The sequence below is a fragment of the Rhodocyclaceae bacterium genome (genome assembly GCA_020248265.1).
Classification (GTDB): domain Bacteria; phylum Pseudomonadota; class Gammaproteobacteria; order Burkholderiales; family CAIKXV01; genus CAIKXV01.
Window position 1 is genome coordinate 131227 of the sequence record JADCHX010000019.1, and the last position, 19831, is coordinate 151057.

At 68.3% G+C, this 19831-nt stretch carries 17 protein-coding genes; 9 read left to right on the plus strand and 8 right to left on the minus strand.

Annotated features, from left to right (window positions below):
• Positions 1-6: 6 nt before the first annotated feature.
• The 4 genes from ING98_16655 to ING98_16670 form a co-directional block, all read right to left on the minus strand.
• Positions 7-228, minus strand: a complete 222-nt coding sequence (locus ING98_16655) for an acetyl-CoA carboxylase biotin carboxyl carrier protein subunit (GenBank protein ID MCA3103499.1) — start codon at positions 226-228, stop codon at positions 7-9.
• Between the two features lie 103 nt (positions 229-331).
• Complete coding sequence (locus tag ING98_16660) at positions 332-2512, minus strand: acetate--CoA ligase family protein (GenBank protein MCA3103500.1); 2181 nt, start codon at positions 2510-2512, stop codon at positions 332-334.
• 4 nt (positions 2513-2516) lie between these two features.
• Positions 2517-4055 carry a methylmalonyl-CoA carboxyltransferase gene (locus tag ING98_16665; protein ID MCA3103501.1) on the minus strand — a complete coding sequence of 513 codons (1539 nt, stop codon included), beginning with the start codon at positions 4053-4055 and terminating at the stop codon, positions 2517-2519.
• A 35-nt stretch (positions 4056-4090) separates the two neighbouring features.
• Positions 4091-5248 carry a dipeptide epimerase gene (locus tag ING98_16670; protein ID MCA3103502.1) on the minus strand — a complete coding sequence of 386 codons (1158 nt, stop codon included), beginning with the start codon at positions 5246-5248 and terminating at the stop codon, positions 4091-4093.
• 364 nt (positions 5249-5612) lie between these two features.
• Between ING98_16670 and ING98_16675 the strand changes: the two genes are divergently transcribed.
• Complete coding sequence (locus ING98_16675) at positions 5613-6611, plus strand: LysR family transcriptional regulator (protein MCA3103503.1); 999 nt, start codon at positions 5613-5615, stop codon at positions 6609-6611.
• Here ING98_16675 and ING98_16680 read toward each other — a convergent pair.
• The gene (locus ING98_16680) at positions 6608-8221 is read right to left on the minus strand and encodes a gamma-glutamyltransferase (GenBank protein MCA3103504.1); all 1614 of its coding nucleotides are present in this window, start codon (positions 8219-8221) and stop codon (positions 6608-6610) included. The two genes, ING98_16675 and ING98_16680, sit on opposite strands and share 4 nt — an antisense overlap.
• A 169-nt stretch (positions 8222-8390) precedes the next feature.
• Between ING98_16680 and ING98_16685 the strand changes: the two genes are divergently transcribed.
• Together ING98_16685 and msrA are read left to right on the plus strand one after the other, a co-directional pair.
• Entirely contained in the window at positions 8391-9167 is a 777-nt protein-coding gene (locus ING98_16685) for an aspartate/glutamate racemase family protein (GenBank protein MCA3103505.1), read from the plus strand.
• 37 nt (positions 9168-9204) lie between these two features.
• Complete coding sequence (gene msrA / locus ING98_16690; protein MCA3103506.1) at positions 9205-9753, plus strand: peptide-methionine (S)-S-oxide reductase MsrA; 549 nt, start codon at positions 9205-9207, stop codon at positions 9751-9753.
• 73 nt (positions 9754-9826) lie between these two features.
• Here msrA and ING98_16695 read toward each other — a convergent pair whose 3' ends face one another.
• Genes ING98_16695 through ING98_16705 form a run of 3 tightly spaced genes read right to left on the minus strand, consistent with a single transcriptional unit; the run spans position 9827 to position 14635 of the window.
• Entirely contained in the window at positions 9827-10882 is a 1056-nt protein-coding gene (locus ING98_16695; protein MCA3103507.1) for a 2-oxoacid:ferredoxin oxidoreductase subunit beta, read from the minus strand.
• Positions 10883-10892: 10 nt separating this feature from the next.
• The gene (locus ING98_16700; GenBank protein MCA3103508.1) at positions 10893-12788 is read right to left on the minus strand and encodes a 2-oxoacid:acceptor oxidoreductase subunit alpha; all 1896 of its coding nucleotides are present in this window, start codon (positions 12786-12788) and stop codon (positions 10893-10895) included.
• The gene (locus tag ING98_16705; GenBank protein MCA3103509.1) at positions 12788-14635 is read right to left on the minus strand and encodes an FAD-dependent oxidoreductase; all 1848 of its coding nucleotides are present in this window, start codon (positions 14633-14635) and stop codon (positions 12788-12790) included. The genes ING98_16700 and ING98_16705 overlap by 1 nt, the downstream gene beginning before the upstream one ends.
• On the opposite strand from ING98_16705, the gene ING98_16710 reads away from it, so the two are divergent.
• The 6 genes from ING98_16710 to ING98_16735 are packed head-to-tail and all read left to right on the plus strand — an operon-like array spanning position 14541 to position 19818.
• Positions 14541-15863: a transporter substrate-binding domain-containing protein gene (locus ING98_16710; protein ID MCA3103510.1), complete on the plus strand. Its 1323-nt coding sequence runs from the start codon at positions 14541-14543 to the stop codon at positions 15861-15863. The genes ING98_16705 and ING98_16710 overlap by 95 nt on opposite strands.
• A 32-nt stretch (positions 15864-15895) precedes the next feature.
• Positions 15896-16633, plus strand: a complete 738-nt coding sequence (locus ING98_16715; protein ID MCA3103511.1) for an amino acid ABC transporter permease — start codon at positions 15896-15898, stop codon at positions 16631-16633.
• A gap of 9 nt (positions 16634-16642) precedes the next feature.
• Positions 16643-17326 carry an ABC transporter permease subunit gene (locus tag ING98_16720; GenBank protein ID MCA3103512.1) on the plus strand — a complete coding sequence of 228 codons (684 nt, stop codon included), beginning with the start codon at positions 16643-16645 and terminating at the stop codon, positions 17324-17326.
• A 40-nt stretch (positions 17327-17366) separates the two neighbouring features.
• The gene (locus ING98_16725) at positions 17367-18095 is read left to right on the plus strand and encodes an amino acid ABC transporter ATP-binding protein (protein ID MCA3103513.1); all 729 of its coding nucleotides are present in this window, start codon (positions 17367-17369) and stop codon (positions 18093-18095) included.
• Entirely contained in the window at positions 18092-18748 is a 657-nt protein-coding gene (locus ING98_16730) for a hypothetical protein (protein MCA3103514.1), read from the plus strand. The genes ING98_16725 and ING98_16730 overlap by 4 nt, the downstream gene beginning before the upstream one ends.
• Positions 18745-19818 (plus strand): hypothetical protein, encoded by a 1074-nt coding sequence (locus ING98_16735; protein ID MCA3103515.1) that lies wholly within the window; start codon positions 18745-18747, stop codon positions 19816-19818. The genes ING98_16730 and ING98_16735 overlap by 4 nt, the downstream gene beginning before the upstream one ends.
• The last annotated feature ends 13 nt before the right edge of the window (positions 19819-19831 follow it).

Sequence of the window (19831 nt, forward strand, 5' to 3'; positions counted from 1 at the left end):
CGTCGCTCAGACCTGCAGGCGGGCGACGACCGCGCCTTCGCTGCAGGTACTGCCTTCGGTCACGCAGATCTCGACCAGCGTGCCGGTCTCCGGCGCGGTGACCGGGATTTCCATCTTCATCGACTCGAGGATCATGATCGGCGCCTCTTCCTCGACGACGTCGCCGACCTGGGCCACGATCTTCCACACGTTGCCGGTGATTTCACTCTTCACATCGATGATCGGCATCTGCTGCACTCCTGAGCGGGTTCGTGTTGCGATTGTCGCCTATCCGGCCGGCCCCGGTCCGCGGGCAGACCCTGGGGTCTGACCCCGGGGTCTGACCCCGGGGTCAGACCCGACCGCGCGCGGCGAGGCGATGTTCGAGCTTCGACACTGCGGCCAGTGCATGGCCAGCGTCGGCGATCTCGTCGAACACCGCGATGCCTGCAGCGAGCGCGCGGCGACGGTACTCGCGGCGCGCATCGTCGAGTTCGCGCGAGCCGTCGGAGCGCAGCACCAGCATGAAATGCAGCTGGCCCGGGCGCGCCCGCCCGACCTGCTCGGCGATGCCGATCAGCGTCTCGACCGGGTCGCCGGCGCTGCGGCCGACGAACGCGGCGAGGTTCAGGTGCATCACCAGCGCATCGGCGCCGCTCGACACGTAGACGATGTCGAGGATCTTCCCCGCCACCGCGCCGCCGCTCTGCAGCAGCGTGCCGACCGGCGTGTCGATCGGGTTGACGATGCCGGTGCCTGGCGGCAGCTTCAGCGCGCGCATCGCCTCCACCGCCGTCTCGTCCATCGGCAGGATGTCCAGGCCGACCGACGAGAAGCAGTCGGCGGCCAGCACGCTGGTGCCACCCCCGTTGCCGAACAGCACGACGCGCCGGGTCGGCCGGGACGGGCGCAATTCCAGTACCTGCAGCGCGAGCAGCCCATCGACGAAGCGGTCGACGGTGTCGACCATCACGCACGGCGTCTGTTCGCACAACGCCTCCCAGGCGCGCAGGTCGCCGGCGAGCGAGCCGGTATGCGAGGCCGCCGCCAGGTGGCCCTGGCGGGTGCGGCCACCCTTGAGCAGCACCACCGGTTTGGCACGCGGCGAGCGCAGCAGGTCGAACAGCGCCCGGCCGTCCTTGGCCGACTCCAGGTACAGGCCGAGCGCCCGCGTACGGTCATCGGCCATGTAGAAGCCAGCCAGTTCGGCCGCGCCGACATCGGCGCTGTTGCCGATGGTCACCAGCCCCGAGAAGCGCACGCCGCGCGCCTGGCCGCGCTTGACGATGTCGGTCGACAGCCCGCCGGATTGCGCCAGCACGCCAATGCTGCCAGTCTCGCGCGGCGCGTCGTCCGGGAAGGTGACCCCGCCGCGCGGAGAATACAGCCCGAGGCAGTTCGGCCCGATCACACGGAAGCCGCCGTTGCGCGCGACCTCGACCAGCCCGTGCTCCAGGTCGCGGCCCTCCTCGACCTCGCCGAAGCCGCTCGAGATCACCTGTGCGAAACCGAGCCGGCCGGCACCGGCCGCGAGCGCATCGGCCACCCTTGCGGCGCTGATCGCGACATACGCATAGTCGACCGGGCCAGGCGTCTCGGCGAGGCTGCGGAAGGCGGGCAGCCCCTCGACCTCGGGCGCAGACGGATGGATCGGCCAGATGGAACCGGCATAGCCGAACTTCTTCATCCGGCGGATGAAGGTATTGGCGATCGAGGTCTCGGTCGCGGACGCGCCGAGCACGGCAACCGACTTCGGCGCGAACAGCCGAGCGTAGTCCAAGGCGGCCGCCGCGCGCGCCTGCATCGCGCCCGCCGCGCCGGCGGCAGGCGCGAGGATCACCCGCGCATCGACCACCACCGCCGCATCGGCGGACACGATCACCGGGTTCAGGTCGAGTTCCGCGATCGAATCGCCATGCCGGTGCAGCAGCCCGCCTTCGCCGCCGACCGTGAGCAGCAGGTCGACCAGCGCGGCGCGCGACACCGGGGCACGGCCGCGCGCACCGTCGAGCAGGGCACGGCCCTGGAGCGCATCGATCATCGACTCGGCCTCATGGCGCGCGACCGGCACCAGCCGGAACGCAACATCGCCGAGTACCTCGACGAACACGCCGCCGAGGCCGACCATCACCATCATGCCGAACTGCGGGTCGCGCACCGCACCGATCACCATCTCGACACCGGGTGCGGCCATGCGTTCGACCAGCCAGCCGTCGACGCGCGCGGCCTGCACCGCCGGTTCGGCCGACATCGTCTCGACCGCGACACGTACCGCATCGGCGTCGGCCAGCCGGATGCTGACCGCGCGTGCATCGCTCTTGTGCAGGATGTCCGGCGAGACCACCTTGACCGCGAACGGCCCGGGCAGCCGTGCCGCGATCGCCGCGGCCGACGCGGCATCGGCCGCCACCTCGCCGGCCGGCACCGCGATGCCCATTGCAGCCAGTGCCTGCTTCGCCTCCGGTTCGGACAGGCTGCTGCGTCCGTCGCGGCGGGCCTGCGCGAGCAGGCTGTCGAAATCCACGGTCGCCATGGCGTCAGAAGCTCGTCGGCCAGGTGCGCATCAGGTGCTGGCCGATGCCGCCGGTGCGGCGCCGACGGTAGACGTCGAGCATGCCGATCAGGTGGTCGCGCGTCTCCTGCGGCTGCACCACGTTCTGCACCGCGTACATCGAGGCCATGTCCCAGACCTCGCTGTCCTGCGAGATGTGGGCGAATGCCTCGTCCCAGCCGGGTTGCCCGGGCGACACGCCGTGCACGATCTGGGTCGACGCGGCCGGGTCCATGAAACTGATCTCGGCGGTCGGCCAGGCGATCAGTTCGTCGTTGTTGCGCCCGCCGCCCATCGCCACGTAGGCACGACCGTAGGCCTTGCGCACCAGCACGGTGATCGTCGGCACGGTCACCAGAGAGGTCGCGTTCATGAAGTTCATGATGAAACCAGGTGCGCCGCGGCGCTCGGCTTCGAGCCCGACGACGAAACCGGGCGTGTCCATGAAGCGAACCATCGGGATGTTGAACGAATCGCACATCACCGTGAAGTCGAGGATCTTGCGGATCGCATCCACGGTCAGTGCGCCCCCCGAGGCTGCGGGATTGTTCGCCACCAGCCCGACCACCTTGCCGCCGAGGCGGGCCAGCGCGACCACCGCCGACTTGCCGAAACGCGGCTTGAGCTCGAACATCGATCCCTGGTCGGCGATCACCTCGAGGATCTTGCGGATGTCGTAGACCTGGGTGCGCTTCTCCGGCAGCAGCCCGAGGATCCTGTCCTGGCCCTCGCCCGAACCCGGCGTCACCTCGGCCACCGGGGGCAGTTCGCCGTTATGGCTGGGCATGTACGACAGGAAGCGCTTGATCGCGTCCATCGCCTCGGCATCGGTATCGACCACGCGGTCGATCAGCCCGGTGGTCTCGGCATGCAACCGCCAGCCGCCGAGGGCCTCCAGGTCGACCTTCTCGCCGATGGCGATCGACACCAGCTTAGGGCTCGACACCGCCATGATCGAACCCTTACGCATCACCGCGAAGTCGGCGCAGCAGCACATCCAGGCCGAGGACCCGAACGCGGTGTCGAGCGCCGCCGCCGCCCACGGGTTGTCGCGGGTGCGCCGGAACTGGTGCGGATCGTTGCCGAGCAGGTTGCCCATGCCCTTCGAGCCCATGGTGTCGGGCATGCGTGCACCGGTCGACTCGCCGATGTGGATGAACGGCATGCCGCACTCGATGGCGGTGCGCCGTACATGGCCCATCTTCTTCGAGTTGGTGGACGAGGTCGACGATCCCTTGACGGTGAAGTCGTTGATCACGACGCCGCAGTCGCGCCCGCCGACCTTTCCGAAGCCGACGATCTTGCCGTCGCGCGGGGTCTTGCCGCGGTCGGACTCGAACACGCCGGATTCGCCGAGCAGGCCAGACTCGCGGAAGGTCCCCGCGTCGACCAGCAGCGCGAGCCGCTCCTCCGCATTGAGCTGGCCGGCGGCCTTGCGTTTTGCGAGCTTGGCGGGCCCGCCCATGGCGCGGGCCTTCTCGCGGCGGTGTTCGAGTTCTTCGAGGGCGGTGGAAGGTAGGGTCATGTTTGCAGGGTCCTGTCAGTCACTGGTCGACGCGGTCAATCGAACCGGTAGGCAGCCAGCTTGTCGGCGTCGAGTTCGACGCCGAGGCCGGGTCCGCCGGGCAGCGGGATCGACCCGCCGGTCAGGTCGAGCTTGCGGGTGACGATGTCGTCCGCGGTCTTCAGCGGGCCGACGCATTCCAGCCCGTCGATCACCGCGGCGCTGGTCGCGGCCATCATGATTTCGGCGACGGTATTCACGCCCAGGCCGAAGCCATGGCCGATCACCACGCGCAGGCCCGCCGCAGACGCGGTCTCGAGCATCCGGCGCGCGCGCAGGAAGCCGCCCTGCTTCATCACCTTGAGCTTCACCAGGTCGGCGGCATCGGCACGGATGATCGCCAGCAGGCTGGCATGGTCGAGCACCGACTCGTCGGCCATCACTGGCACGCCACCGCCTTCGCGCCGCACTCGGGCCATGCCGGCGAGGTCGTCGGCCGGTGCCGGCTGCTCGAACAGTTGCAGGTTGGCGCCGGCGACCATGTGCGCGAGGCGGATCGATTCATCGGCCGGATAACCGGCATTGGCGTCGATGCGCAGTTGCATGCCATCGCCGACGGCAGCGCGCACCGCAAGCACCCGGTCGCGATCGGCTTCGATGCCACCACCGACCTTGATCTTCGCCGAGCGGAAACCGCGGTCGTACCATCGCTTCGCCTCGGTGGCCGCCTCGTCCGGCGACAGGATGCCGATCCACGCATTGAACGACACCCGGTCGCGCACCGCGCCGCCGAGCCAGGTGTGCACCGGCAACCCGCAGGCGCGCGCGACCAGGTCGGTGCAGGCCATCTCGATCGCCGCCTTTGCATCGAGGAAGGCTGGCTGGACGGCATCCATCCGGTCGAGCAGTACATGCGCGTTGGACGCATCCATGCCGGTCACCGCCGGCACCAGCACGTTGCGGATCACCGCCAGCGAATCCTCGACCGTCTCTTCAGAGTAGCCCGGCGACGGATCGATGTTGCCCAGGCCGACCGCGCCGCCGGCCGAGGTCATCCGGACGATCACGCTCTTCTGCACCCTCTTCGTGGTGTAGGCGTTCTTGAAGCCCTCGCCCACCAGCGGTACCGCGACGCCGAACGCCTCGATGCGTTCGATACGGAAATCGCGAACGTTACCTGCGGCGCTGGCAGCCTTCGAAGCGTCGGTATCCATCGGATCGTCCTCCTGGTTCACGAGCCGGGGCACCGCGGTCGGATGCCGGGTTCGCCCTGCGGTGATGCGGTGCGCTGCGCTCGTGGCTGCTGCGTGTTGCGTGTTGCCCGACTCGCGTCGCTTGCTGCGCTGGCGGCGACTCAGGCCGCCGCTCTCAGGGCGGCATTCATGGAACGCTCTTCCGCCATGAGTCTGGGAGGCACGAGGCTAGCTGAAGCGATAGATAAGGTAAACAATCACTTTTTCCGATCTTTTTATCCGTTTGTCTTATCCTTTTTTCGGTCCTTGTTTTTCAGTCCACATTTTCCGGTCCAGCATGCCTCCCCGCCCTCCCGTCCCGGTCCCCGGTCTCGTCCCGCCTGCCATGCCTGCTGCGTATCCGCCCTCCGCAGCCACCAGCCAGCTCTCCCTCCGGCAACTCCGGCTGGTCGAGGCGATCGCGCGGCTGGGCTCGGTGCATCGCGCGGCCCGCGCGCTCGGCATCAGCCAGCCCGCAGCGTCGATGCTGCTGCGCGCGGCCGAAACCGCGATCGGCCATCCGCTGTTCTCGCGCGACCGGCGTGGCGCAGTGCCGACCGTATTCGGCCGGATGTTCATCGAGCGGCTTTCGATCGCGCTGGCCGAGATCGATGCCATCGACGGCAGCGCCCGCGAGGGCGGACAGCCACTGCTGCGCCTGGGCACCATCCCGCGGGCGATGCAGGCCCTGCTGCCCAGGGTGCTGGCGCGGGTGCTCGCCGATGATCCGGCCCTGCGAATCAGCGTGCAGGAGGCCCCGGCCGCGCAACTGCTCGCATCGGTCGCCGGCGGCCTGCTCGACGCGGCGATCGGGCGCGAAGTTCAACAGTCTGGCGGCCCCGAGGCTTCGCGCATCGACGACCTGGTGTTCGAGCGCCTGTTCGATGAACGTACGGTGATCGTCGAACGGGCGGCTGCCAGCGGCCGGCGCCGTGCCGGCGCGGGCGGTACGCGCCCGCCGGTCGCACTGGCCAGCCTGCAGGCACGCGACTGGGCGCTGCCGGCACGCGGCAGCTTCGCGCGCGAACTGATCGACAGCGCGTTCACCACGGCCGGATTGCTGCCGCCGCTGCCCAGGGTCGAGTCTGCGGTCTATGCCTCGAACATCGAACTTGCCGCCGAAGGTTCGCTGCTGACGCTCGCGCCGGCGACCGCGGCCGAGGCGATGCGCCGCGCCGGCCGCATCCGCATCGTCGAAGTCAAACCACCGCTGCCGGCAAGCCCGGTGTTCCTGATCTACCGGGCGCGCAGCCGACCGCTGGCCGCGCTGGCCGCGCTGCGAGCTGCGCTGCTGGAGGCAGCGCCGGAGCGTACCGCCGGTCGCGCCAGTCTCCCGAAGGCCTAGGCTTCCTCTTCGCTCACCGCACCCGACCATGGCGACAGCACGTCGGTCGCGCCGAAACAGTTGCCGGTGACCGGATCTTTCAGCACCGCGCTCGGGCAGGCGAAGTTGGTAGGATAGACCACCAGTTCGGTCGCCTTCACCGGGAACTTCGCCTCCAGCGCCTTGCGAACGCCGGCCGGCAGCCGCGGATCGACCCCGACATGGTCGCTGCCGCTGGCGTCGATGCGCGGCTGGTGGAACGCCTTCTCGAGGTCGAGCCCATGGTCGATCATCAGCGAGGTGAGCTGCATCACCGCCGGCATGATCTTGCGCCCGCCGGAGGCCCCGACGGCGAACCACGGCTTGCCGTTCTTGCGGGCGATCACCGGGCACATGTTGGTCAGCGCGCGCTTGTTCGGCGCAAGGGAATTCGGCAGGCCCGGTCGCGGGTCGAACCAGTTGATGCCGTTGTTCATCAGAATGCCGGTACCGGGCAGCACCACGCGGCTGCCGAACACCGACAGCAGGGTCTGCGTCAGCGCGACCATGTTGCCATCGCGGTCGATCACGTTCAGGTGGGTCGTGCAGGATGGCGACCGGATGTCGGCCTGTTCGACGATATCCACCGTCGCCTCGCCCATCGTCGCGAGGCGATCGCTGTAGGCCTCGCGCAGCGCCTGCGCATAGGCAACGAAGCTGTCGGCCGTCGGCGGACCCTTGACGAACTTCTGGTCGACCAGCTGCTGCAGCGCGCGCGCCATCGACGGACCGGCGGTGAGCCCGGGGGCAAGCGCCAGACGCGCACCACGGTAATCGATCTCGAGCGGCTCGAGGAACCGGGCACGGAAGCCGGCAAGGTCGTCGGCATCGAGGATGCCGCCGAGCCTGCGCGTGTCTTCGGCGATCGAACGGGCCACCTCGCCTTCGTAGAAGTCGCGCCGGCCGTTCTTCGCCAGCGTGCGCATGGTGTCGGCCAGGCCAGTGAGCTTCAGGCGCGCGAGTTCGGCGCCCGGCGCCGTGACCGGAGGCAGCCCGTCGGGCATCCAGATCGCCTTCGTCGACGCGTAACGCTGAAGGTCGCGCGCCGCCGTGGCGATCTTCAGCGTGAGATACCAGTCGACGGCGATGCCCTGCTCGGCGAGTTCGATCGCCGGCGCCATCATCGCGCCGAAACTGCGCGTGCCGAACTTCTCGAGCGCGAGGCCGAGGCCGTCGACATGGCCGGGCACTGCGAACGACCAGGGACCGTGCACATTGCGATCGTCCTTCACCGCCGGCCAGGTGAACAGGTCGGTGGTGGTACCTCCGGTCAGCGGATAGTCAGCAAGATCGACGCGCCCGGGCGACTTCGGCCCGAAGTCGACCACGTACACGCGGTCTTCGGCGGCGATGTAGACCATCATGAAGCCGATGCCGCCCAGCCCGCTGTTCCAGGGCTCGCAGGCGGCCAGCGAGAAGCCGGTCGCCACAGCGGCATCGACGGCATTGCCGCCGTCGGCCAGTACCCGCGCACCGACCTGGGCGGCGATCCGGTTCTGCGATGCGACGATCCCGCTGCGGGAGCGCGCCAGCGGTTTCGACACGACCCAGTTCTGGACAAGATGCTCGCTGGCGGTCGGTTTCGAAGACATCGTGGCGGTCGCAATGCAGTGGATTCGGGAGGCGCCGATGATAACCGAGCACGACAGGCGCCGACGTGGCGTCCGGCGCGCGCCCCGAGGCGACCGATTCGGTATCCTGCGGCATATGGAGACTTCCCGAGGCTCGATCGGTCGCGATCCGCGCCGGCCCGCGCAGCGCATGCTCGGCGTGCTCGGGGGCATGGGCCCGCTCGCCGGTGCCGACTTCGTCGCCAAACTGATCCGCGCGACGCCAGCGGCCAGCGATGTCGACCATATCCCCGTGCTCCTGTGGTCGGTGCCGCAGGTACCCGACCGCCTCGCGGCGATCGAAGGACGCGGACCGTCTCCGGTGCCGATGCTGGTCGAGGCACTGCGCAGCCTTGCCGGCTGCGGCGTTGATCGGGTCGCCATCGCCTGCAACACGGCGCACTTCTGGTACGACGAACTGGTCGCCGGCGGCGGCCTTCCGATCCTGCACATCGCAGACGCCGCGGCGCAGGCGCTCTCGCTGCCGCCGGGCGCGTCGGCGTCGATCACCGGCGGCGGCTACCGGCGAATCGCGCTTCTCGCAACCCGCGGCACCCACGCAGCCGGCTTCTATCCGCACAGGCTGGCCATGTTCGGCCATCGCGTGCTGCCGCACGACGAGGCCCTCCAGCGGCACTACGTGGATCCCTCGATCGAAGCGGTGAAGGCATGCCATCTCGATGCCGCCGGGGCGCTGCTCGCCGGCGCGCTCGACACGCTCGCTTCGTCGTCTGCACGCGCGGCCCGGGAAGGACGCGATGATGAGATCATCGACGCGGTGCTGCTGGGCTGTACCGAGCTGCCGCTCGCCCATGCCGCGATGTCGCGCCCCGGAACGCTGCCGGTGGTCGATGCAACGCAGGCCCTGGCGCAGGCGTGCGTACGCTCCTGGTTCGGCACGAGCGCAACCCCGGCCGCAGCAGGCTGACCGTTCCAATGCTTCTTTCCGATAGAACGAGACACCCATGACCACGTCCGAACTGCAGGTGACAACCCTGGGAGGCGGCTGCTTCTGGTGCCTGGAGGCCGTCTTCGACGATCTCGCGGGCGTCGAGTCGGTCGAGTCCGGCTACATGGGTGGCCATGTCGATCAGCCCACCTACGCCCAGGTCTGCGGCGCGAAGACCGGGCATGCCGAGGTCGTCCGGATCACCTTCGATCCGGCCAGGGTGACCTTCCGCGACATCCTCGCGGTGTTCTTCACCATCCATGACCCGACGACCAGGAACCGACAGGGCAATGACGTGGGCCCGCAATATCGCTCGGCGATCTTCTGCCACGGCGACGGCCAGCAGCGGGAAGCCGAGGCTTTCATCACCGAACTCACGGTAAAGCAGGTCTTCCAGGCGCCGATCATCACCGAGGTCACGCCGGCCGCACGGTTCTGGATCGCCGAGGACTACCACCAGGAGTACTTCGTGCAGCACGGGCATGAACCCTACTGCCAGTACGTGGTGGCGCCCAAGGTCGCCAAGTTCCGAAAGGTGTTCGCCGACCGGCGCAAGACGGCCTGACCCGCAGGCCCACTGGGCTGCCGCCGGTCAGGCGACCGCGGTGCCGGTAGCCCCGGCACCGCCAAGCCCGCCGCTAGCGCAGGGCGGCGTTGATCGACGCCAGCGTCGCGGCCCCCGGCGACAGTTCCGCTGCGCCCAGCGTGAACAGGGGCGCCTCGACCGTGTTCAGGTGCTGGTGCAGGTCCTCCGGATCCGGGTCGACGTAGAGCAGCCCGGTGACTACCTCGCCCTGCGCCGAGCGCATCTGGATCAGGTTCATCGCCTGCACCCGGTCGGTCGGATCGTAGGCGGCATCGAGTTTGCGCAACCGCATCACCGAGCCGTCATGCTGGGCGATGTCGATCGCCTCGCCCGGCGGGTAGTCGGCGGTGATCGCCTCGCGCGAGGGCCAGAAGTCGAGCCGGTTGACTGCCTCGTTGTGCTCGCGCACGAAGTCGTAGCTGCGCGTGCTGCCCGCGTGGTTGTTGAACGCGACGCACGGGCTCACGACGTCGATGAACGCAGCCCCCGGGTGCGCCATCGCCGCCTTGATCAGCGGCACCAGTTGCTGCTTGTCGCCGGAGAAGCCGCGCGCGACGAAGGTAGCGCCCAGCTGGAGCGCGAGGCTCACCATGTCGATCGGCGAGTCGGTGTTGGCCACGCCGCGCTTGGACTTCGAGCCCTGGTCGGCGGTCGCCGAGAACTGCCCCTTGGTCAGGCCGTACACGCCGTTGTTCTCGACGATGTAGGTCATGTTGACCCCGCGCCGCATCACGTGCGCGAACTGGCCGAGGCCGATCGATGCCGAGTCGCCATCGCCGGAGACGCCCAGGTACAGCAGGTCGCCGTTGGCGAGGTTGGCGCCGGTCAGCACCGAAGGCATGCGCCCGTGCACCGTATTGAAGCCGTGCGAATTGCCCAGGAAATAGTCGGGCGTCTTCGACGAGCAGCCGATGCCGGACAGCTTGGCGACCCGGTGCGGCTCGATGTCCAGCTCCCAGCAGGCCTGGATGATCGCCGCCGAGATCGAGTCGTGGCCACAGCCGGCACACAGCGTCGAGATCTTGCCCTCGTAGTCGCGGCGCAGGTAGCCGACACGGTTGCGCTCGAGCGAGGGGTGGTGCAGCTTCGGTTTCGCGAGATAGGTCATGGTCTTCTCCTCAGGCGCGCGCAGCCGGGCTGGACGGTGCTGCCGGTGCCGGCCGGCCGCCGATCGCGCGCAGGTGGTCGCCGATCGCACGGGTGATGAAGCGCGCCGTGATCGGCGTGCCGTCGTAGTGCAGCACCCGCATCAGCTTCGCCGGGTCGGTGTCGAGCTCGTTCACCAGCAGCGTGCGCAGCTGTGCATCCCGGTTCTGCTCGACCACGAACACCAGGTCGTGCGACGCGATGAACGCGCCGACCGCATCGGCGAACGGGAAGGCCCGGATGCGCAGCAGGTCGACCTGCAGTCCCTGCGCTTCCAGTGCGACGATCGCCTCGTCCATCGCGGGCGTCGTGGAGCCGTAGTAGATCGCACCGATCCGGGTCTCCTTCGCCGCCTTTCGCTCGACCGGCGCCGGCACGATGGCGCGCGCCGAATCGAACTTGCGCAGCAGCCGCTGCACGTTGTACAGATAGTCGTGCCCGGCTTCCGAGTAGCGTGCATACGCATCGCGTGTGGTGCCGCGGGTGAAGAACGCGCCTTTCGTCGGGTGGGTACCGGGATAGGTGCGGAACGGGATGCCGTCGCCGTCGACGTCCAGGTAGCGGCCGAAATCGCGCCCGGCCTCCAGCATCTCGTTCGTCATCACCTTGCCACGGTCGTAGCCGCGCGAATCGTCCCATGCGAACGGCGCGGTCAGCCGCTGGTTCATCCCGATGTCCAGGTCGGTCATCACGAACACCGGCGTCTGCAGCCGGTCGGCGAGATCGAGCGCCTGCGCGGTCATCTCGAAGCACTCGTTCGGGTCCATCGGGAACAACAGCGGATGCTTGGTGTCGCCATGCGAGGCATAGGCACAGGCGAGCACGTCGGCCTGCTGGGTGCGTGTCGGCATGCCGGTCGACGGGCCACCGCGCTGCACGTTGACGATCGTGGCCGGAATCTCGGCGAAGTAGGCCAGGCCGATGAACTCGGTCATCAGCGAGATGCCCGGCCCCGACGTCGCGGTGAATGCACGTGCGCCGTTCCAACCGGCGCCGACCACCATGCCGATCGAAGCCAGCTCGTCCTCGGCCTGCACCACGGCATAGCGATGCCTGCCGGTCTGCGGGTCGACCCGGTACTTTGCGCAGTAAGCGAGGAAAGCCTCTGCCAGCGACGAGGACGGCGTGATCGGATACCAGGCGCAGACCGATGCGCCGCCGTACACGGCACCCAGTGCCGCAGCCGAGTTGCCGTCGATGAAGATGCGGTCGCCGACATTGTCGGCCCGTGCGACCCGGATGCCCAGCGGGCAGGCCAGGTTGTCGCGCGCCCAATCGCGCCCCAGCCGCAGCGCCTCGATGTTCGGCGCGAGCAGCTTCTCCTTGCCCTTGTACTGCTCGCCGACCAGTTTCTCGCATTCGGCCAGGTCGATGTCGAGCAGCGCGGCCAGCGCGCCCAGGCAGACCATGTTCTTCAGCAGCTGGCGCTCGCGCGGCACGCTCCAGCGCGCATTGGTCATCGCGGTCAGCGGCACGCCGATGACGTGCACGTCGTCGCGGAACTTCTCCGGCGGCAGCGGCTTGGTCGAGTCGTAGAACAGATAGCCGCCGGGCTCGATCTCCTTCAGGTCCTGGTCCCAGGTCTGCGGGTTCATCGCGACCATCATGTCGACGCCGCCGCGCCGGCCCAGCCAGCCATCCTCGGTCACGCGCACCTCGTACCAGGTCGGCAGGCCCTGGATGTTCGACGGGAAGATGTTGCGCGGCGAGACTGGCACGCCCATGCGCAGGATCGAGCGCGCGAACAGTTCGTTGGCCGAGGCAGACCCGGAGCCGTTCACGTTGGCGAACTTGACCACCAGGTCGTTGACCGCCTCGATGCGCGGCTTCTGCTTCGCCTGCTGCAGGTTCGGCAGGATCGTATCCATCAGGCGGCCCTCCGCTCGGAATCCCGCTGTGCTTCGTCGCGCCCCCGGCAGGCGGGGCCTGCGTGGGTCTTCGTATAGAGGAATTTCTGCATGTCCCACGCACCGGTCGGGCAACGCTCGGCGCACAACCCGCAGTGCAGGCAGACGTCCTCGTCCTTCACCATCGCCCGGCCGGTCTTCAGGCCCTCCTGCACGTACAGCGCCTGGGCGAGGTTGAGCGCCGGCGCGGTCAGCCGCCCGCGCAGGTCGGCCTCCTCGCCGTTGGGCGTGAAGGTGATGCAGTCCATCGGGCAGATGTCGACGCAGGCATCGCATTCGATGCAGGCCTTGGGCGCGAACACGGTCTGCACGTCGCAGTTCAGGCAGCGCTGTGCTTCCTTGAAGGCAGTCGCCGCATCGAAGCCCAGTTCCACCTCGATGCGGATGCTGGCCAGCGCCTTCTGTGCATCGGCCCAGGGCACCTTGAAGCGGGCCTCCGGCGCCACCGCATTGTCGTAGCTCCACTCGTGGATGCCCATCTTCTGCGACATCATCGACACGCCCGGCGGCGGCCGGTCTTCCAGCGCCTCGCCTTCCAGCAGGCGGTCGATCGACACCGCTGCATCGTGACCGTGCGCGACCGCCCAGATGATGTTCTTCGGCCCGAACGCCGCGTCGCCGCCGAAGAACACCTTCGGATGCGTCGAGCGGAAGGTGACCGGATCGACCACCGGCATGCCGTGCTCGTCGAAGTCGATGCCGCAGTCGCGCTCGATCCAGGGAAAGGCGTTCTCCTGGCCGACCGCGACCAGCACGTCGTCGCACTCGACGAACCGGTCGGGTTCCCCGGTGGGCACCAGCCGGCGGCGGCCGCGCGCATCGTATTCGGCACGCACCGCCTCGAAGGTCATGCCGACCAGCCGACCGTCGCGGTGCTCGAAGGACTTCGGCACCAGGTAGTTCAGGATCGGGATGCCTTCATGCTGGGCGTCTTCCTTCTCCCACGGGCTCGCCTTCATCTCGTCGAACCCGGAGCGTACGATGACCTTCACATCCTCGCCGCCCAGGCGGCGCGAGGTGCGGCAGCAGTCCATCGCGGTATTGCCACCACCGAGCACGATGACACGGCGGCCGATCTTCGTGGTGTGGCCGAAAGACACCGAGGACAGCCAGTCGATGCCCAGGTGGATGTTCGCCGCCGCTTCCCGGCGGCCGGGCAGGTCGAGGTCGCGCCCGCGCGGTGCGCCGGAGCCGACGAACACCGCGTCGAAGTCCTGCGCGAGCAGGTCGCGCATCGAGCGGATCTCGGTGCCGCCACGGAACTCGACGCCAAGGTCGATCACGTAGCCGACCTCTTCGTCGATCACCGACTCCGGCAGCCGGAAGCGCGGGATCTGCGAGCGGATGAAGCCACCGGCCTTGGGATCGCGGTCGAACACCGTGACCGAGTACCCCAGCGGCGCGAGGTCGCGTGCGACGGTGAGCGAGGACGGGCCCGCGCCGACGCAGGCGATCCGGCGGCCGTTCTTCTTCGCCGCCGGCGCCGGCAGCATCGCGCGGATCGCGGCAGCGTCCTTGTGGTCGGCGGCGACACGCTTGAGCCTGCAGATCGCGACCGGCTCGGGCTTGTCCTGGTTGGCTTCCTCCACCCGTCCACGCCGGCAGGCCGGCTCGCACGGTCGATCGCAGGTGCGCCCCAGGATGCCGGGGAAAACGTTGGAATCCCAGTTGACCTTGTAGGCCTCGGTGTAGCGCCCGGCCGCAATCAGCCGGATGTATTCGGGTACGGGCGTGTGCGCGGGGCACGCGTACTGGCAATCGACAACCTTGTGGAAATACTCCGGATCACGGACATCCGTCGACTTCAATCGTCTCTCCTCCAACGTTTCGGGCCCGCGTTCCTGCCGGCAGGCGGCGCGCGGCGCAAGGTCCCCGGTCGCCGCCGCCGTGCGGCGATCGCCAGGGATCCGTCGACTGGCGCTGTCGGTCCCCCGCAGGGCCCGCAGACCAGTCTGTTCTGGTTATGTGCAAATCGTACTCCGACTCCGCGTCGAAGGCATCGGCAGCGCCCGGTCGGGTCACTCGCATGACCCGACCGGGCGCGCATCGGTGGGCGGTGTGGACAAGAATCGCCGCCTGTGGCTTCATGTAACTGTAATAGACAGGACTTTCTTTCCCGCCGTTCAACCGGAGACGCCCTTGAAGCGACTTGCATCGACTGCGATCGCCGCTGCGATTGCCCTTGTGTCGGCATCCGCCACTGCCCAGAACCTGACCGGCACCCTCGCCAAGATCCGCGACACCGGCACGATCACCATCGGCCACCGCGAAGCCTCCGTCCCGTTCTCGTATCTCGACGACAAGCAGCAGGCCGTCGGCTATGCGATGGACATCTGCGCGCGGGTGGTCGATGCGATCAAGGCTGAACTCAAGCTGCCCAACCTGAAGGTCGTGCTGCAGCCGGTCACCTCGGCCAACCGCATCCCGCTGCTGCAGAACGGATCGATCGACCTCGAGTGCGGCTCGACCACCAATTCGGTCGAACGCCAGAAGCAGGTCGCATTCGGGCCGACCTACTTCGTGATCCACGTTACCGCGGCGGTCAAGGCCAACTCCCCGATCAAGACGCTCGCCGACCTGAACGGGCGCACGATCTCGACCACCGCGGGCACCACCTCGGTGCCGCTGCTGAAGCGGTACGAGCGCACCAGCGGCATCGACGTGAAAGAGATCTACGGCAAGGATCACTCCGAGTCGTTCCTGCTGCTGGTCGACGACCGGGTCTCCGCATTCGTGATGGACGACGTGCTGCTTGCCGGACAGATCGCCAATGCCCGCAACCCGGCCGAGTTCCGGATCATCCCGGAGTCGCTTCGCACCGAGCCCTACAGCGTGATGCTGCGCCGCGATGACGCGCCCTTCAAGGCACTGGTCGACCGCACGATCGGCGGCCTCATGAAGTCCGGCGAGATCGAGAAGCTGTACGCGAAGTGGTTCCTGAGCCCCATCCCGCCACGCAAGGTGAACCTGAACTTCCCGGTCACTCAGGCGCTGCGCGAGGCGTTCAAGGACCCTAACGACCAGGGCGTGCAGTAGCAGCCAGCCGAGGGCTCCCGCAAGCGCGCGCGATGGGAATCAGCCTCGACTGGTCGGTATTCCTGCAGGAACTGCCGGAAGGCGGCGTCTTCTACTGGGAGATGCTGCTTTCCGGGCTCTGGTGGACGCTCGGCGTCGCCGCCTGCGCCTGGATCATCGCGATGCTGTTCGGGTCGGTGATCGGCACGCTGCGCACCAGCGACAGCCGCATGCTGGTGTTCCTCGGCAATGCCTGGGTAGAACTGTTCCGGAACATCCCGCTGCTGGTGCAGATGTTCCTGTGGTACTTCGTCGTGCCCGAGTTCGTCCCGCCGCTGAAGGCCTGGGTGGTCGCCGCCGAGCCTTCGCATGCGCAGTTCCTGTCGGCCACGCTCTGCCTCGGCCTGTTCACCTCCGCGCGCATCGCCGAGCAGGTGCGCGCAGGCATCCAGTCGCTGCCGCGCGGCCAGCGCCATGCGGCGCAGGCGATCGGCCTGACCACCACCCAGATGTACCGCTTCGTGCTTCTGCCGATGGCTTTCCGGATCATCATCCCGCCGCTCACCAGCGAGACGATGAACCTGATCAAGAACACGTCCATCGCGCTCACCATCGGGCTTGCCGAGCTGACGTTCCGAACGCGCGAGATGGGCGAATACACGTTCCGCTTCTTCGAGGCATTCACCGCCGCCACGCTGGTCTACATCGCGATCGCGATGACCGCCAACCGGGTGATGGCGCTGATCGAGCGGCGCACCGCCGTTCCCGGCTATATCGCCGGCGGGAAGTAGGGAGCGACGATGGATTTCGACTGGTCGGTGATCGGCGGCTCCCTGCCCTACCTGTGGAAGGGCATGCAGTACACGCTGCATCTCACCGCGATCGCGGCACTCGGCGGGCTGTTCTTCGGCACCCTGCTGGCGCTGGCGCGGCTGTCGCCGATCAAGCCGCTGTCGATGTTCGCCGCCGGCTACGTGAACCTGATGCGTTCAATCCCGCTGGTGCTGGTGATCTTCTGGTTCTTCTTCCTGGTACCGGTGATCCTGCAGGTGGCGATGGGCTATGAGCGGCCGCCGCAGGTGGGCGCGGAACGCACCGCAATCATCACCTTCATCATGTTCGAGGCGGCGTATTTCTGCGAAATCATGCGCGCAGGCATTCAGTCGATCCCGCGCGGGCAGATCTATGCCGCACAGGCGCTCGGCCTCAACTACAACCAGACGATGCGACTGGTGGTGCTGCCGCAGGCCTTCCGCAACATGATCCCGGTGCTGCTCACCCAGACCATCATCCTGTTCCAGGACACCTCGCTGGTCTATGTGATCTCGGCCACCGACTTCGTCGGCGCGGCAGCCAAGATCGCGCAGCGCGACGGCCGGCTGATCGAGATGTACCTGTTCGTCGCGGTCGTCTATTTCATCATCTGCTTCACGCTGTCGCTGGCTGTCCGGCAACTGCAGCGCAAGATCGCCGTCATCCGCTGATGCACCGCGCGTACGGCCCACGGAGAACCACAGCATGCCGATGATCGACATCCAGGGCATCTCGAAGTGGTATGGCAGCTTCCAGGTGCTGACCGACTGCACGACCAGCGTCGAGAAAGGCGAGGTTGTCGTGGTCTGCGGCCCGTCCGGTTCCGGCAAGTCGACCCTGATCAAGTGCGTGAACGCGCTCGAGCCCTTCCAGAAGGGCGACGTGATCGTCGACGGCATCTCCTGCGCCGACCCGAAGACCGACCTGCCGAAGCTGCGCGCCCGCGTCGGCATGGTGTTCCAGAACTTCGAGTTGTTCCCGCACCTGTCGATCACCGAGAACCTGACCCTGGGCCAGGTGAAGGTGCTCGGTCGCCCGGCCGACGAGGCGAAGGCGCGCGGCCTGAAGCTGCTCGACCGGGTCGGCCTGATCGAACAGAAGGACAAGTTCCCCGGCCAGTTGTCCGGCGGGCAGCAGCAGCGGGTAGCCATCGCGCGTGCGCTGTCGATGGACCCGATCGCGATGCTGTTCGACGAGCCCACCTCGGCCCTCGACCCGGAGATGGTCAACGAGGTGCTGGACGTGATGGTCGAGCTGGCGCACGAAGGCATGACGATGATGGTCGTAACCCACGAAATGGGCTTCGCGCGCAAGGTCGCCGACCGGGTGATCTTCATGGACCGCGGCGAGATCGTCGAGGACGCGACGAAGGAGGCCTTCTTCGGCAGCCCGCGCTCGGAGCGGGCGCAGCATTTCCTGGCGAAGATCCTGCAGCATTGAAGCGCCGGCGCGCCCTCGGCTGCCTGCTGTCATCGCTCGCCGCCAGCGCGGGCTGCACCAGCCCGGGCACCGCCAACGTCGAACGCGGATTCGACCCCGCGCGGGCGGGCTCCTCCGTGGTGGTGTTCTCCGGCACGGTCACCGACGGCTTCGTGAGCGCGTTCTGGTACCAGATCGAGAGCGCGACCGGGCGCGACCGGCCGGCTGTGTCTGTTCCCGTGACCGGTGCCGGGATCGCACTCGACTGGTCCGGCGCCGGTAAGGACGGCGCCACGTTCAGCGGTCGCCTCGCCGTAGTCGAGTTGCCGGCCGGGACGCATGTGCTGCGCCGGGCGGTCGGCACGCAGGGCGGGGTGGGCTGGTTCGGTTTGCCGCTGGGCGATGCGGTGTTCCGGACCGAGCCAGGCGAGGTGCTCTACCTCGGCAGCCTCCAGGCCACGCTTTCCGCCACGGGACCTGCCCGACGCGTCGTGGCACGCATCGACGTGGTCGACGAGCGCGGCCGGGATATTGCTATCATGCGCAAAGCGCAGGGTGCGGCGCTCGCCGATCGCGCTCGCGTCGCGCTGCTGGCTTTCACGCAGGCGTCAGATGGCGGGTCCAGCCGACGCGAGACGACCCTCGACGAACTGAAAGGGCTGATCGGGAAATGAGGACGCCCGGCCGCTGCGCACCGCTGACATGGCCGTTTGCGCTGGCGCTGGCGATAGCCATCGCCGTTTCGCCGGTATCCGCCACCGCCTGGGCGCAGCCGGTGCCGACGCGCGCCCTCGCGCCCGAGGACGCGGCGGCGATCCGCTCCGTGCGCGTGGTCAGCGCGGTGCCGAACCTGAGCCTGCTCGACAATACGCGTGCCAACGTCAACCGGGCACTGAGCGGAACCTACATCCCACCGGGCGCCGGCGCGGCCGGCCTGCTCGGCGTGGTCATCGGCGCGGCGATCGGCGAGGCGATCCTGCGCGCCAAGTTCGCCCGCACCATGGAGGAATTCGCCCTGGAGCTTCCCCGGCTGCTCGACGCCCTGGGTACCTTCGATCCGAACGCCGCACTGAGCGATGAACTGGAGGCTGCCTTCGCCGGCCAGACCCGCTTCCCTGTGGGCGGGTTCGAGCACGTGCAGGGCAAGGCGGCCGGGGACCCTGCGCCGACCGGTGCCGCGAAGGCGCCGGCCGGACAGGCGACACTCGTGATCGAATCGACGATAGCATTCTCGGAAACGGTGGACGTGTTCACCATACAGAGCGTCGCCCGCATGGCCCGCCCGGGCGGCAGCGCGGACGCCTATGCCCGCGGCTTCATCTTCGAATCGCCGCCGCTGGGCACCGCGAACATCCGGGCCTCGATGGACGCCTGGTCGGCAGACGGCGCGGCGCTTTTCCGCGGCGCGGTCGCGATGGGCGCCGCGAGCCTGGCGCGGATGGTGATGCTCGACCTGCTGGACCCGAAGGCCCCAGCGCCGCCAGGCCGGAGCGTGCCGGCCTCGGAGGTGGGGCGCACCGGCGGCCTGTTCGACGGGTCTGTGGGCGCGTTCGTCGGCGAGTCTGGCAGCGTGGTGTTCGTGCGCGCGGGCGACCTCCTGCGGGCCTACCTGCGGTCGGATCGTTTCACGGCGAAGCATGCGCAGGAGGGCCTCGAGATGCGGCTTGCGCGAGATGGACAGGGCGCAGCACCCGCACGCCCGCTGACCCTGGAGGACCTGAGTGGGCTGCTTGCACCCCGTTGAAGCGGCAGGCGGT